The organism is Chryseobacterium sp. PvR013 (genome assembly GCF_017833095.1).
Classification (GTDB): Bacteria; Bacteroidota; Bacteroidia; order Flavobacteriales; family Weeksellaceae; genus Chryseobacterium; species Chryseobacterium culicis_A.
On sequence record NZ_JAFIBT010000001.1, the window covers coordinates 2,632,146 to 2,647,883 of the forward strand.

14 protein-coding genes are annotated in these 15,738 nt (G+C 35.6%); 5 read left to right on the forward strand and 9 right to left on the reverse strand.

Features of this window, described 5'->3' with window-relative positions:
• Positions 1 to 36: 36 nt before the first annotated feature.
• The 8 genes from JOE44_RS11835 to tssO all read right to left on the reverse strand — a co-directional run bounded on the left by JOE44_RS11835 (position 37) and on the right by tssO (position 9,048).
• Entirely contained in the window at positions 37 to 324 is a 288-nt protein-coding gene (locus JOE44_RS11835) for a hypothetical protein (RefSeq protein WP_209785747.1), read from the reverse strand.
• Between the two features lie 74 nt (positions 325 to 398).
• On the reverse strand, positions 399 to 1,661 hold the full coding sequence (locus tag JOE44_RS11840) for a hypothetical protein (protein ID WP_209785748.1): 1,263 nt from the start codon (positions 1,659 to 1,661) through the stop codon (positions 399 to 401).
• A gap of 3 nt (positions 1,662 to 1,664) precedes the next feature.
• Positions 1,665 to 3,590, reverse strand: a complete 1,926-nt coding sequence (locus JOE44_RS11845; RefSeq protein ID WP_209785749.1) for a phage baseplate assembly protein V — start codon at positions 3,588 to 3,590, stop codon at positions 1,665 to 1,667.
• A 171-nt stretch (positions 3,591 to 3,761) separates the two neighbouring features.
• Positions 3,762 to 4,169 (reverse strand): type VI secretion system tube protein TssD, encoded by a 408-nt coding sequence (tssD, locus tag JOE44_RS11850; RefSeq protein WP_034697144.1) that lies wholly within the window; start codon positions 4,167 to 4,169, stop codon positions 3,762 to 3,764.
• A gap of 392 nt (positions 4,170 to 4,561) precedes the next feature.
• Positions 4,562 to 6,967 carry a type VI secretion system protein TssR domain-containing protein gene (tssR, locus tag JOE44_RS11855; RefSeq protein ID WP_209785750.1) on the reverse strand — a complete coding sequence of 802 codons (2,406 nt, stop codon included), beginning with the start codon at positions 6,965 to 6,967 and terminating at the stop codon, positions 4,562 to 4,564.
• Positions 6,968 to 7,014: 47 nt separating this feature from the next.
• Positions 7,015 to 7,926: a PKD domain-containing protein gene (locus JOE44_RS11860; RefSeq protein WP_105684435.1), complete on the reverse strand. Its 912-nt coding sequence runs from the start codon at positions 7,924 to 7,926 to the stop codon at positions 7,015 to 7,017.
• Positions 7,927 to 7,975: 49 nt separating this feature from the next.
• Positions 7,976 to 8,500, reverse strand: coding sequence for a type VI secretion system transmembrane protein TssO (locus JOE44_RS11865; RefSeq protein WP_105684436.1), 525 nt, complete (start codon positions 8,498 to 8,500; stop codon positions 7,976 to 7,978).
• A gap of 11 nt (positions 8,501 to 8,511) precedes the next feature.
• Positions 8,512 to 9,048: a type VI secretion system TssO gene (gene tssO / locus JOE44_RS11870; protein ID WP_105684437.1), complete on the reverse strand. Its 537-nt coding sequence runs from the start codon at positions 9,046 to 9,048 to the stop codon at positions 8,512 to 8,514.
• Positions 9,049 to 9,227: 179 nt separating this feature from the next.
• Here tssO and JOE44_RS11875 point away from each other — a divergent pair, with 179 nt between their 5' ends.
• The 5 genes from JOE44_RS11875 to JOE44_RS11895 all read left to right on the forward strand — a co-directional run bounded on the left by JOE44_RS11875 (position 9,228) and on the right by JOE44_RS11895 (position 13,928).
• Complete coding sequence (locus JOE44_RS11875; RefSeq protein WP_034697153.1) at positions 9,228 to 9,899, forward strand: response regulator transcription factor; 672 nt, start codon at positions 9,228 to 9,230, stop codon at positions 9,897 to 9,899.
• Between the two features lie 317 nt (positions 9,900 to 10,216).
• A complete protein-coding gene (locus JOE44_RS11880) occupies positions 10,217 to 10,507 on the forward strand; it encodes an HU family DNA-binding protein (protein ID WP_002984212.1) in 291 nt (96 codons plus the stop codon).
• A gap of 367 nt (positions 10,508 to 10,874) precedes the next feature.
• On the forward strand, positions 10,875 to 12,434 hold the full coding sequence (locus tag JOE44_RS11885) for a ribonuclease E/G (RefSeq protein WP_105684438.1): 1,560 nt from the start codon (positions 10,875 to 10,877) through the stop codon (positions 12,432 to 12,434).
• Between the two features lie 163 nt (positions 12,435 to 12,597).
• Complete coding sequence (locus tag JOE44_RS11890) at positions 12,598 to 13,077, forward strand: OsmC family protein (protein ID WP_209785751.1); 480 nt, start codon at positions 12,598 to 12,600, stop codon at positions 13,075 to 13,077.
• A 200-nt stretch (positions 13,078 to 13,277) separates the two neighbouring features.
• Positions 13,278 to 13,928, forward strand: coding sequence for a response regulator transcription factor (locus JOE44_RS11895; protein ID WP_245169767.1), 651 nt, complete (start codon positions 13,278 to 13,280; stop codon positions 13,926 to 13,928).
• 293 nt (positions 13,929 to 14,221) lie between these two features.
• Here JOE44_RS11895 and JOE44_RS11900 read toward each other — a convergent pair whose 3' ends face one another.
• Positions 14,222 to 15,733, reverse strand: coding sequence for a carboxypeptidase-like regulatory domain-containing protein (locus tag JOE44_RS11900; RefSeq protein WP_209785752.1), 1,512 nt, complete (start codon positions 15,731 to 15,733; stop codon positions 14,222 to 14,224).
• Between the last annotated feature and the right edge of the window lie 5 nt (positions 15,734 to 15,738).

Consider the following 15,738-nt stretch of genomic DNA (forward strand, 5'->3'; position numbering starts at 1 on the left):
TATGTAAATTAATATAAAAGCCCGCTATCTACTACATTATTCTTTTACCTGACCTTGCATTGGTTCTGTATTTCCCGATTGCGAGTTTACTTTCAATTTATATAGTTTCCAGGATCTGTTCATCTTATCCTGGCTGGGATCAGTTGTTACACCAAATAGATAATCTTCTCCTTCACAAAAAAGAAATACCGGAGTCAATTTTATATGTTCTTTTTTTAAATATTCCAAAAATATAGCATTGGCCTCATCATATTTTATCTGGGCATTATTTTCAAAAGATGTAAACTCTTCTGTTTTATAATAAATTCTATTTGTATTATTCATATGCTTTTTTTTACATTGAGAAAAAAATAAAAACATAACAATTAAAAAAAATATTCTAAGTTTCATAACTTTTATTAATTAGGATTCCAATCAGAACTTTCAGGTTTAATTATGCTTTCATGCGCTCGTTCTAAGAAATGATTTTTTGTTGTACTTAAAACTCCTTTTAGATCTGACAACATACCACTTGGTTTTTGTGTTTCATCTGGAATATAAAATCCACCTTCCTGTAAAGCAGTTTTAACAGCTGTTGTACATTGTTCTCCTTTCCATGGCCATACACTATAAATCTTAAGGTGTTTATATCTTTCTTCCCACCATTCTATCATTTTTTCACTCTGACTTCCCTTTGCGTAAAATTCTATTTTATGCACCTCTCCGTATACATTACATATTGACCAGTGCTGTAATACAAATGATAGCACATCGTTCAACTTTACGTCTTCTGGTTGAATTCCTTTTCCTTGTGCAACCATTCTTCCCCACCAAGGTCTTCCTGGAGCATTTTCAAAACTTGGATTTCTTAATAATACATCATCATCTTTATCTCCATCACCATTAAAATCTACGTCATAATCTTTTTCAGAATATGTTCCAGGTCTATTATCAGGTCCGTAGTCAAAATATCTGTCTCCAATTGCCATTGCAGTATGTCCTCCTAATCCTTTTGCTGCCCAACCTGTTTCTTTCGAATGTGGCAATTCTACCAAAACCGTTATTTTAATTTCTTTTTCAAAAACTTTAAGATAGTTTGCACTTGAAGCAGGAAGTTTAACATTTCTTTCATTTTTATACCCACACTCAAAATAAAGCTCTATTTCATCTCCTGCATCCTCTTCTATAAAGCTTACAAGGCCTTTATTTAAAGTTAATGAATAACTTACCCTATTACCTGTAACTGTTTTTGAAGTTATTAAATCTCCTTTTATATCTTTTCCTGTTACAGGATCTTTTTTTACTTCACGTACATTTATTGGATCAGGGCTATTTCCCCAACTCCCATCATCATCATATAGTTGAATAGCTATTTCTGATGGTTTTTTAGTAATGGGATCTATATCTGGAATACTTTGCGTAATAATATTAAAATAAACAGTATCTTCAATAAACGCTTCTATAATTCTATTTTTTCCATTTGCATCGGAACTCCACCATCCTTCTACAAAATACTTCTTTTCTTCTGACTTATCTTTTTTCGGCTCCCCGATAAAAGTACCATTCTTAGCTGTAAAATGGCTGTTATTTCCTGCATACGCTTCAAAATGATCAGTAAAAACTGTCCAATTTTGTTCTATTGCTGTAATATTTTCACCTTCAGTAATTCGTATAATAGACATGATTTAATGCATTTTTGAATTTTCACCACTATTATTATTAAACTGCTTTTGTGCATGAATATCATTATTCTCCTGAGAAATAATTTCTCTTCTTTTAGAATTTTCTTTTACTTCTTTTGCTTTGGATTCTCTATTTCCTTTAACAAATTCCATTAAACTACCCACAACATTCGTCATGAAATTGGCGCCTACAGAAAGATTTTTCATCATTCCCACGCTTTCCGTATGATTCATTGAAACACTATCAAACTTATTCATCCCCACCGTGGTTGTCATATTCTCCCCTACATTAATATTCATATTCTTACAGTTCAGGGTCATGGTTTCCGGTGCTGTAATATTAATATTGCTGCCCGTTGTATCCAGATGAATCTCATTACCGCTTTTATCTGTAATAATGATGCTTTCATCTTCTGTGAAAACAATTCGGTGGCCGCTTCTCGTTTGGATAGATTTTATACGGTTGTCTGCACCGCCACCAAGGCCTATTCCTCCATGAAACATTCCTCCCATTACAAAAGGTCTGTCGGGATGACTATGGACGAAATTCACCATCACCTGATCTCCTACTTCAGGAATAGCTACATATCCTCTGTTTTGAGTGATCTGATCTGTTCCTCCTGCATCTGGGCTCATCACCCTAACAAAGTGAGTAGTATCATTCATCTGCCAGTCGAATCTTACCTGAACTCTTCCCTGTCCTTCCGGATCCGTGTTAGAAATTACTGTTGCAATTTGTGGCTGTGCAGCGGGTACAGTGAATTCAGGTTTGGGCAGAAATCCCGTGTCTGCAGCAATAGATTCAAAAGTTCCTGTATAATGACCGATGGTATCAATTTCATGAACAGCTTCCGTTACCATCACCTTGGTGAAATAGGAAGTTTCATTACTATCGGGTTTTCTCATATGAATATCCGCAACACAGCCCGGATGTAAGAAAGGAACCGTTGTAGAACCGGAAACTGAAAATACATTGACCGCTTCACTTCCTGAAGTGCTTCTTTGGGAATGTTCCACATCCAGATGGGTGGTGGCTTTAATAGGAGCAACCTGAAGTGCCGGAGTTTTAAATATTTTATCGTTATGGCTGTACGCTGTACGGGCGAGATCACCTAAATGATTTACCGGAGTTTCTCCGGAAGTCAGCTTTTCGTTTTTACTGCTGTTATAGCCATAATATTGAGGTTTTGTATGTACCGCTTTCAGTTCTACTCTGATGTTATCTGCATTGCTTCCGTAGAGCAGTTTTATAGGTTTATTCTGTGGCGGAAGTTTTCCGAAGTGCAATACTTCTCCATCGTAATAGAATTGTTCCCCATAAGCTTCTGCCATTCGTGCCAAATAATTGTAATGGGTTTCGTTATATTGGCTGCTGTAAATGATCTGAGAATAATCATTGGTATCAACTCTTATATCGAATCGTTCTTTATCTATTCCCTGTTTTATTACTTCTTTGGCTATGATTCCCATATTAACGGGCTGTCCGCCGCCAAAGCTTTGAATGTGTGGAGCACCATCCAGTAAAATGGTTGGACTGTATCCAGAGAGGACAATATTCCCAAGACTCATTTTCTCCTGGCTGAAACCTACTTTGGTAATGATTCCAATGAAATTTCTTTCCGGGCTCTTCTCTATATCTTTGTAAGACATAACAGCTGTAAGGCGTTTTCCAAGAAATTTATTGGCTTCTTCAAGAGTATGGCTCTGCCTGTCCCCCAATGCATCGTGAGCAAGGGTAAGACTGAATTCGTGATGATGATTTGCTTTTTGTTTAAGAGTGAAATGTTTATAGTACTTAATAATTTTACCCTCTATAACCAGTGACAACTTAACCAGGCGGTTGATGCCTGCATGATGATTCTCGGATATTCCGTCTGCATTCTGTGACGGACGGAAGGAAGATCCTTTTGGTTTCGATTCAGTTTTCATATGCTTTGTGTTTGTGTTTGTTTTAAAGATAATATTATTTTATATAACAAGCACTATATAAGCCTTTTATAAAATAAAATCTTTTGTATCGTTTTTTCATTCAGGCAAAAAAAGACCGTCTTAAATAGGGACAGTCTTCTTTCTTATGAATGTTGATAATGTGTGTAAATTTTAGCTGGATGGCCATAGCCCAGCGTATTGAGAAGTACCGTAGTCAATGGTTTCAGCACTGATGACGAAGCTGATCAGCATACTGTTGCTGTCAATGGCATCGAAATCTACCTGATGCTGAATTACATATCCGTTCTGCCAGTTCAGCGTAATCAGTGTTCCTTCTTCGTGAGATTTGTTGAAAGTGATCTCACCTACTGTAGGCTTGTACTTACCGTTTAACAAGCTTTCAAGGATATCTGATTTTTCAGTAGCTTCTACTGTAACCTTGATCAGTGCGTTAGAAGGATCTGATGCTACACGTCCTGAAACGTCCGTAGATCTGGAAACGCTGTAATTCATTTTTAACAGCTTTTGCCCTTCCCCGTTGTTAAATTTTAAGATTCCTCTTGAATTTCTTTCGGCCATGATTAGTAAATTTAATCGTTAGTAATATTTTGTGATGTGGTGATTGTGTTAGCAAATATAGAGGCTCTTTTCTGCTAAAAAAAACTTTTCCCTATAAATCTGCAAAATTGTAGTAGTTCTACGATTTATTGTCGTAATTCTACGACAATGGATTTACACACATCACTATAACAACCATTAATACAGCATTTTAAATTATATCTCTATTTTTAGATAAAAAATATTTTTCCACATGAAAGAGAATTAATGGAGGAAAATGTTCAAAGTTCAAAGTTTAAGGTTTAAGGTTTAATGTTCAAGGTTTAAAATTAATCAATATATACTGCCTTACTTTACAGCACAAAAAAAGCAGAAGTATATACTCCTGCTTTTGATATCATAAAATGAATTGCTTAGTGTTTCGTGTACTCCGGTTGTTCTGTCGGAATTCTTGATGGGGTAAAGTATTCATTAAGCCAGTAGAAAGTTTGCCCGTTCTGTTGAATTTTTACAGCAGGGTTATTTCTGTTGGCAAGCATTCTGTCTGCTAAATTTTTATAGTGCTGGAAATAATTTTTCACCGTCTCACTAGGAACGATTTTAGATTTTTTCCAACCTTTCAGTTTATATTTAGCCATCAGTTCTTCTTCAGAAAGATCAAATCCTGTACTCATTCCGATAGCATAAGACATTGGCAGCTCATAAAGCGCTCCTTTATCTAAGAATTTTATCGTAGGATTATATTTCTTCAACAGCTTCACATATTCTTTCACGGCTCTTGCCTGATTAAAGTCTGCACGGTCAGCCTGAGTATTTCTGTAAACTTCCGAGTAGAAAGCTTTTAAGTTATCATATTCCGATTCTGAAATAAGAATTCCTTTTTCTATTCCCGGTGTAAACTCTTTCAGCTCTTTTGGAATATACCCTTTCACAAGGAATGGACTTCCATAGTTGATCAACTGAGCGGCAATTCCGGCAGAAACAGGATTGGTAAGACCTGGATACAGATATTTATACTTTAAATCTACATCTGTTCTTCCTGCTCCTACTGATGAATGGAAATATTCATTCAATGATTTATCAACCGTCTGATTGTCTAAAGTAACCTGCGCAATAAGACTGTCAACAGATTTTTTCAGGAATCCCGGAGTGGTAATATCTCCTTTTTTAGGGAAAATGACAAAGCCCTGAGACATACTCTGTTTAGGATAAGCTAAAGAGAAGAAACCTGCATCACCTTCCACAAGGCTAAAATTATTTTTGGTAAGAACATCATATTGATTGATGATCTTTTGTTTTTTAAGTTCAGCAATATTTTTAGCCGTGTTGGTCACTACATTTTCAGCCATCAATACAAAATCATTGTATGTATCGGATGATCTTGCGCTGGTCTGGAACATAATCAACCTTGCCTGAGCCTGTGTCAGAGAGCTGATTACACTGTACATATTTCCGCTTTGGTTGGCAGAAGTTCCTACAGTGACTACAATATTGGTTTCATCAGAAACATTTGAAAGAAGGTTTCCTGCTGCAGTAAGAGCCTCTCCTACCGGCTGGTAACCATTGTTACTTGCGCAGTTCATTTCATTTGTTTTCTGATCAATAAATGACGTGATTTTGCTGTAATCTGTACTTAAGTTGGATACTGAAATATTCTCTCCACAAGGATTGTTTTTGTATAGAACCACTCCATATTTAACATTGCTAAAATAGGATGGTTTTTCAAATCTAAGCTGAAGATCCTGCAATAAAGATTTTACGATAGGGGCATAAGGTGCATTGGCAGCACTTACATCTAATGCAAAAACAATATTGATATTTTTATCTCTTTCGGTGATCTCTCTGTAACGGTCAAAATAGATGGGTTCACCCAATACATTGGAGACAAAGTTCTTACTGTAATCTAAAATATTGGTGAAATATTTTGTCTTGGAATCAGGAGTTGGGGCTTCTTCTAAAGGAAGATTTACAGGGAAGATATTTTCCAGCGGTGTTCTTTTGTTTACATCGGTAAGAAGAACGGCTGTTTTATTATCTGCATCTGAAGCAGATCCGCCAGGATGTCCTTCATGAATTCCCAGTGCCGAATCATTAATTCCGGTTGTATTTTTAAGCTTGATAGCGGAACGTTCTCCCCAGCTGGAAATTACATTTGAACTTACCCAACCGTAAAGTCCTTTACTGATACTGTCCATATCAACAGACGGTTTTTTACCTACCAGGAAACGTTTGTTGTTTTCGGCCATTTTGTATACATATACAATTTGTCCGTTAGGAATTTTCACATTGGCAGTTTCAATAAGACTCGGTGAATTAAACACCATAATAGAGTCATTTTTGTAGTATCTTTCAGCACTTCTGATGACTTCGCTGTTATTGGGTACTACTGCCACTCTTACAGGATAACCTGTTTTGTCACTTTTTAAAGCGTTATTCCAAAGAAGAAGGTCTGATTCCGGAATCCAGCCATATGTTTTGACTGATTTTGATGAAACCTTTTTCATTAAAGCATCCGGAACATACTCCGCTACTTTTACCATTCCGTCTCTATGTTTTAAAACCATTAAAGGTTCAAGGAATTTTACTTCTTTGTAAGACTTCTCATCATCTTTATCCAGATAAGCCGTATTTCTTGATCTGTCTGAAATAACAATCCATGGAACTGACTTTTTTGGATAACCGTTAACGACAGGGGAAGCATCCACCTGCCCATACTGTGAAGGCTCCGGGGTTTTCTTTGACGGCAGTTTTACCTGGCAACTCGTCAATAATACTGTTAACCCTATATAATATGCTGCTAGAGGAAATTTATTTTTCATCCTATTTAATCTTTTTATGATTGGCACATCCGTAAGACCGGACGAAATTATTTGCTTTGATTGATATCTACTTTAGTTACACAGTTCTGCGTATCATCCAGGTTTACTTTTACTGTCTGGATCACCGTATTTTTGTCAAACTGAAGTCCTGCACAATACATGTAAAAGTTATTTACTTTGCTGTCATTTACTTTTACCACTGTATTTTCATTGTTACACAGATAGGTTTTCAACAGGTAATTGTAGTGCATGTTGAAACTGTTCCCGTTAGCAATCTGCTGCAAATGATATTTAAAGTCGTTGTCTACTTTTGCATAAGAGTCTTCTACTGAAACTTCATCTTCTGCAAGAGCATCATAAGCCGGAAGAATTTTAATGCGGTGATAGATAGGATCCTGGCTTTGCTCTGTGTACAGCGTTACAAGATATTCTCCAGGTTTTTTATAGGAATAGATGGTAAATTTATCCTTAGCATCTGTATTTCCGGATTCCCCGAATTTCCATGCAAACTGTTTGGCATCAGAAATGGCACGGAATGTTACATTTTCATTTTGCATCGCCTGAGTAACGGCTTCGATAGTGGTCTTAGACATTGCCGTATCTTTTGGTTTCTGAACGCTTCTTGCGCCTACCATTACAGGGAAAGATTTCGTGTACTTATTGTCAACGATCAAAATCACCTGATAATATCCTGGTTTATTATAGAAGTGAATACCACTGTTTTTATCAGAAGTTGTCCCATCTCCGAAATTCCATCTTTTGGTTTTGGCAAACTGGGTTTTATCTTCGAATAAAAGCGTGTCTCCTACCGCCAGTGAAGACGGATAAACCACCCCAACAATATCATCGGCTGAGTGTATTACTTTTTTCTGCAACCACAGAGCAACCAGTGCCGCGATCAGCAACGTTGCAATAACACCGATAATAATGTTTTTCTTGTTCTTTTGAAAATAATTCATAGTTAATAATTGTGATGTGTTTTATATAAAATTCCTAGTATTTATTTGCTTACTGCATTCTTGCTTTCAGATCCTGCTCGCGCTGATAGAGCTTATTCTGCTTATCTTTAAATCCGATTCTGCATTCATCTACCTGCTTCTGGAAAATTTTAATGTCTTCAGAGGTTGTTGAAATGACTTTTTTGTCATCAAAGTACATTTTATAGAATTTGGCGATCTGCGGATAGGCATCTTTACGGATATCCACAACGTCCGTGTTATTAAAATAGCTGTTAAGGTCATTCACCCCCAGCTGAATATTATTTTCGATAAAAGGCTGCGGCCCGTCATTGGTCAGCTTGGTAATCATGGTATACGTACTGTCCATGATAGGAAGAACAACTTTCTGATGCTGTTCAAATTCGGCTTTCTGTTCAAGATTCTGAATTCCTCTTACATCTTCATCAGAAAAGGGAGATTCAAATCCTTTTAAAAAGATGACACCCAAAAATAACATTGCAGTCACCAGCATCAGTATTAAATAAAAAAACTGATAATGCCTTTCTTTCTTAGATAATGTGATTTGTCCTTGCATATCTTTTCTTTTTATCTTCTTCTTTTACTTCCGGTGAAATTTCTTGTGGGATCTTTTCTCAGCTCATTATTAGTCACTTTGATTTTTCCCATACACTCATCAAGATCTCTCAAAACCGTTTTCTTCTGATATTCCACTTCAATGATCTTAGCTTTTAAAGTCATCATCGGTACAATCTGCTTCATCAGTACAGCATAATGTTTAAAGCTCTGCACGCTGTCTTTACCCATAATATTTTTGGCATCTCTCACATTATCCATAATACTGGTTCTGAGAAACACCTCATTCTCCACCTTATTAATGCTAAGCTGGTTCATTTTGTCGTAAATATCATCAATGTGATCCTTAAGCACGTCACTTCGAAGCATCAGTTCTTTATAGGCTTCAGCTTCGCGGCTAATCCCCTCCCGCTGTATATCATAACTCTTAAAGAAGAGAAATAAGCAAGCAAAAGATACAACCGACAAAACGACAAATGACAGAATAAACTTCCAAATGCCCGTTCTGACGTCAGATTTGTTTAATTTTTTTTCCCTGTTAGAAGACATAATTTGCGATTTGTTTGGCCTGTGAAAATATAAAAAAAAATTTTTATGCACAATACGTAATTTCCCCAAGCCTGTTTCGTGAAAACCCTGATTAAATTAATATTAATTTTCACTTTGATAAGTTTTTCATAAATTAGACCTCTAAATTTTAAATATCATTCGCCAAATCGATATTAAGAATGAGTAAAATATTATCTAATACCGTACGTTTTTCCATTGCAGACAGTGATTTTTATTTTAAAAAAATAATGATCAAAACCCTTATGGAAAACCCTTTCTATATGCTTCTGAATGATTGTAACAATGGACATGAGCTGGTAAACAGAATCTACAGAAGACAGGAAGATGTTTTCATCATAGAACTCTTCATGCCGGTATTAAGTGGAATTGAAGCCATCAAATACATCAGGAAAAACAATACAGAAACTCCTATCATTACCTATTCCGGTACTTATCAGGAAGATATGGCCGAAATCCTTTCCAAAATTCCCAACATCTATTATTGTCAGAAAAAAAGTACGATTATAAAAGATATTATTAAAGGAAGCATAGCCTCTGAAGACTTCGACTATCAGGCGTATTCCAAAGAATGGGAGCAGCAGCCACTTGCCGTTCAGGAATATATGGACAGACAGAAGAAAGGACAGGAAGAGCTTTCACCGGCGGAGATACAGCTTATGAGGTTCTGTTATGAAGGGTTCAGCAATAAAGAAATTGCTGAAAAACTTAATCTGAGTACCAGAACAATTGATACTTACATTAACAGACTTACAGAAAAGCTGGGGCTAAAAACCAAGCTTCACCTTATCCGTTTCTGTGTAGAAAACGGATATTATAATTCCAGTTTATAAAAAATTCTGATTTCCCTTAAAAATTTCAATTTTGGATAATTTATAGGACAGATAAGGTGATCTCAAAAGTTAACGGTTAAGACATGAAAACCCTGCAGAACCTGTTATAATCAGCTTTTATTAAGTTTTGTTCGTCAAATTTTTGTACCTTTATCCGGTAACATTATTTTATTGTTAAATTATCACAAGCCTGCCTTAATATAGTGTATACATAAAAAGTCCAACTCTTTGAATAAAAATATTTTGCCACTAATTTGCTAGTATTCAATTTTTTTAACTAAATTTGCACACCTAAAATTTAAAATTAAAATAAGGAAATGACAAAGGCAGAATTGGTAAACACCATCTCAAATAAGTTGGGAACAGAAAAGAATGAAACACAGAAAGTTGTAGAAGCTTTTATGCAGGAGATCAGAACTTCTATGTATAATGGGGATAACGTTTATCTAAGAGGTTTTGGATCTTTTATCATTAAAACAAGAGCTGCTAAAACAGGAAGAAATATTTCTAAAAACACTGCAATTGAGATTCCTGCTCATAACATTCCTGCTTTCAAACCTTCAAAATCTTTTGTTGAGAAAGTAAAAACTAAAGTTGCAGTAAAATAAGAACATTAACTGAATATTAACTAGTTACTAAAAAATTAAAATTATGCCAAGCGGAAAGAAAAGAAAAAGACACAAGGTTGCTACTCACAAAAGAAAGAAAAGAAGAAGAGCAAACAGACATAAGAAAAAATAATCTCTTTTTCTCGAGATTTACAATATAATAATATAGTTGGTGGATTTAAATTTCTAAAGTTCACTAACTATATTTTTGTTTGCAACTATAAGATTCCGCGGAAAACGGAGGGTTTCAAATATTATTTTAATAAACATATAATGGTTTTCATTCAAAATCCTTATATTTAATAGATGAATTAATCAGTAAAAACATCCACTTCCTATAATCTTAACAATTTTATCTTATTAAAAAATGAAGAAAGAACTAATAGTTTCGCATGAAGATGATCTTACAAAGATTGCGCTGCTGGAAGACGGAAGACTATGTGAACTTCATGAGCAAGAAGACAAAAGCGATTTTATAGTTGGAGATCTGTTTATAGGAAAAGTAAAAAAACTAGCCCCCAATCTGAATGCAGCATTCGTCAATATCGGATATGACAAAGATGCATTTCTGCATTATCAGGATCTGGGACCTCAGTATCTTACGTACAGAAAGTTTTTAAAAGATACTATTTCTAAAAAACAAAGCACTTCGAGCTTAAAGAATTTCGAGATACAACCCGAAATAGACAAAAACGGAACTATAGACAAAGTAATTGCCAAGGATGACCTGGTTTTATTACAAATTACCAAAGAACCTATTTCTACCAAAGGTCCAAGAATTTCTACCCAGATTTCATTAACAGGACGTTTTCTGGTTTTAATTCCTTTCGACAACAAAGTTTCTATTTCCAAAAAGATCAGAAGTTCTGAGGAAAAAGAAAGACTGAGAACCCTTATCGACAGCATTAAGCCTGAAGGATTCGGAGTTATTATCAGAACGGTAGCGGAAGGAAAAAAAGTAGCCGACCTTCATAATGACATGAACCAGCTGGTTCAGAAATGGGAAAGCACTTTCAAAAACATCCAGAGAAATAAAGTTCCGTCTAAAGTTTTAAGCGAAGAAGACAAAGCTTCAGCTATTTTAAGAGACAATTTTAATCAGGATTTCGTGAATATCATCTGCGATGATGAGCAAATGGTAAACGAAATGAAAAATTACGTAGAAGTAATTGCTCCTGAAAAGAAAAATATTGTCCAGTTTTATGATTCTCATATTCCTCTTCTGGAATATTACAATGTTGAAAAACAGCTTAAACAGAGCTTCGGAAAACACGTAAACATTCCAAGTTCTAAAGGAGCCTATCTTGTTATTGAACACACAGAAGCACTTCACGTTGTGGACGTCAACTCCGGAAACAATATTACTACCGGAACTGCTGTCAACAAAGAACATGCGCTAAGAGTGAACAAAATGGCCGCTACTGAAATCGCAAGACAACTTCGCCTCCGCGATATGGGAGGAATCATCGTTATCGATTTCATAGATATGCCCAATTCTGATCACCGAAGAGATCTCTACGAGCATCTTAAAGAGGAAATGAAGCGCGATAAAGCCCGCCACAAAATCCTTCCTCCAAGTAAATTTGGGCTGATCCAGATCACCAGACAAAGAAACCGTCCGGAAAAACAGATCGACACCAAAGAAGAAAACCCGAACAAAGACGGAGAAATTGTAGCTCCTATTGTTATCGTGGAAAGAATGGGTGAAACCTTAAGAAACATTCTGCAGAAAGAAAAAGGAAAAATCTACCTGCATGTACACCCATTTGTGGAAGCCTACCTTACAAAAGGCATCAAAAGTATCCAGATGAAATGGTTTATCAAATACAAAAAATGGGTAACCATTGTTCCAAGGGATTCTTTTAAATATTTAGAATATAAAATCTACAATTCCAAAAAAGAAGAATTGATAGAATTTTCTAATTAAGACAAAATTTAAAACCTTCAGTTGTACTGGAGGTTTTTTTTATTATCTTTTCTTGTTAAATTTTGGCTAAAGCCAATGGATGTTTTTTGTTTATGTGGGCCGGGCTAAAGCCCACCCCTATTGAATTTTAACAGCAACATCTTTTATCTTTTATCTTTTATCTATGAAAAATCACCATTACAAAATCACCGTTCAATGGACAGGAAACCAGGGAACAGGAACCAGCGGTTATAGAGACTACGAAAGAAACCATACCATTTCAGCAGAAAATAAAGCTGTTATCGAAGGTTCATCAGATCCTGCTTTCCGTGGCGACAAGACAAAGCATAATCCTGAAGAGATGTTTTTATCCTCCCTTTCTTCCTGTCATATGCTTTGGTATCTTCATTTCTGTTCTGAGGCAGGTATTATTGTTACAGAGTATACTGATGAAGCAACAGGTATCATGGCAGAAACAGCCAATGGAAGTGGTCATTTTACAGAGGTAACTTTGCACCCAATGGTAACTGTTGCAGAAGAATCTATGGTAGAAAAAGCAGAACAGCTTCATCATAAAGCGAATGAATATTGTTTCATTGCCAATTCAGTTAATTTTCCGGTAAAGCATATCCCCGTGATGTTAGTTAAATCCACAAACCATTAATATTATCATTCAAAACAATGATGAACACTATGTTTTAACAGAAATAACTCTAAAAAACTCCACAAAAAGAGAATTATTTAGTAAAAAATCAATAAAAATAACATTTTACTATTAATAAAAACACAATAAATTGAAAATTTTTAACAATTTTATTCAAAATGTAAAGTTTTTTTCCTATTTTTATATAAATAAAACAGACCATGATGAAACCAAGATTGACCATTTTTGATGAACCCATGCTCTATACAGAAGGCTTATCAAGACTGCTTACACAAAGCAAAATTTTCAGCACAATAGATATTTGTAATTCTTTAGAAAACCTCTCCAAACATTTAAAAGAAGAACCTCCGGAAATGCTTGTTATGAGCTCCAACATGCTCATGCTTACGGAAATCTGCAAGTTGGTGGAAAGTATTATTACACAACATAAAAATACCAAGATTACGATTATTGGAAGCTCTTATGATGTGATTGATATCCGAAAGCTCTTCAACAAAGGTATTAAAGCTTATCTGGATAAAAACTGCACCTATGATGAGTTTCTTAAATCCATCAATGTTTTACTTCTTAATGAGATCTATATCTGTGACCATGCCAAGGAAAGAATGATCAATTTTATCAGCAGTGAACAGGGAAAACCCAATCCTCACATCAAAGAACCTCTCACCCGTCGCGAAATGGAAATTCTCAAACTCATCTGTGACGGATGCAGCAGTAAAGATATCTCTGAAAAATTATTTATTAGTATCAATACGGTAGAAACACACCGAAAAAGAATTCTTTTGAAACTCAATGCGAAAAACTCAGTCGGAATTGTAAAATATGCGATAGAAAATCACATCATCGACTGAAAGACTTCCATGAATCACACAAAAATTCCAGGCTTTGCAAAGTCTGGAATTTTTTTTGCCTCTGATTTTAATTTCAATTTTCCTTCAGAGGGAAATTTTATTATTATCTATAATCAAAGCCCATCAGTAAAAAAGTGAGGCAGAGAAATAATAGACTTAACAATGAAAAACGTATGTAATTACTTCTCAATTGATCTCTAATGGGTACAGATTGTATCTCTCACCTCACTTTACAACTAAAACCTTGGACTTTGAACTTTAAACATTGAACTTTGAACATTAAACGCTATATCTTATTCATAATCCGGCATTTCTCCATTGCTGAAAAGTGTTGCCCTTGTAAGATCCGTCATCGTACTATTGAGGTCAATGACCATTACATTTTTCTGCGAAATATTATCATTGGAGGTATTCATGAAGATAATCTGGGCATTGTTTGGTGAGAATCTTGGATCGAGATCATTGGTTCCCATTACTTTTTCGCTTTCTGCAGAAATATCACTCACGGCATCTGTAACAAGATTATAGACAAAGATATGTGAATCCAGCTGACGGTAATTTCCACTTCCGTCCAGGTATCCTGAGACATCACGGGTAAACAGAAGAAGCTGTCCATCTACAGAAAAGTTCAAACCTCCACTGGCACCTACAGTACCTGACAATACCGTTTTAAGAACGCTTCCGTTAATGTCTATCACATAAATTTTAGTATTATATCCGTTATAATCATTGGTTTTCAATGCTATTTTACTACCGTCGTAGCTCCAGTCACATTCGGAGATCATACTTCCGTCCGGAGTGGTGTATACTAAGCTCAAGCCGCTTCCATCCTTATTAATTCTATAGAGTTTATTAAAGTTGGAATAAATAAGTTCCTTACCGTTTGTACTCCATGCAAAATCCATTTCATAATTATTAAAGCCTGCAACAGCAACTGTAGTTACTTTAAAAGGATTGGATCCATCCGGATTTGCGGTATAAATATGGGTGCTTCCACCTTCTGTACGAAGGAATGCAATAAGACCTGCATTATTGTTTTTGCGGGGTCGCCAGCTGTTATAGGAAGAACTGGTAAACTGGAAATTATTTCCCTGGTCATCACTGGAAATGATCACAAAGTTTCCATTTTGTTTTTGAGTATAGTGATATCTGTTAGCGGGCACTGTATTGGTGGTGAATTTACTGATAGAGCTTAAAACTGGCTGGTGAATGCCGTCCGAAACAGACACCTGCCAGAAGTAACTTACACCAAACTTCAGATTTGAAAGCGTATAGTGGTTTGCTGTCAAATCATTAACCTGAATCACATTAGTGTCAAGATTATTTTTAATTGTCAGACTGTATCTTAATACATCTGCTGTATCGGGATCTGTTGCGCTCCAGGTTAATTCGACGCTCAAAGGCTGATTTACTGCGTTATCTATCGGACTTAGCAACTGCGGTGTAGCGGGAGGAGAATTTAATGAAGTATCATCATCCATCTCAAAAACTACCGTTACTACCTGATTTTGATTTTGTATATTGACTGACTGAAAGCTTGTAATATATCCTGAAAGTTCTGCTTTTAGAGAATAATTCCCTACCGGCATGGCAGCGATTTCAAATGAACCATCTGTACCGCTGAACACCGTTTGTGTCGTAGGATTCGTAAATATCTTCACATTAGAAAGCGGCACATTACTGCCTCTTTTTACGACTTTTCCTTTTAACATTCCTGTTTGAGCCTGTTCTACAAGGTCTTCATTACATGAAAACAGACAAAAAGCAAAGATGAATATGCTGAATATTTTAATTATAGTTTTCATAGTTC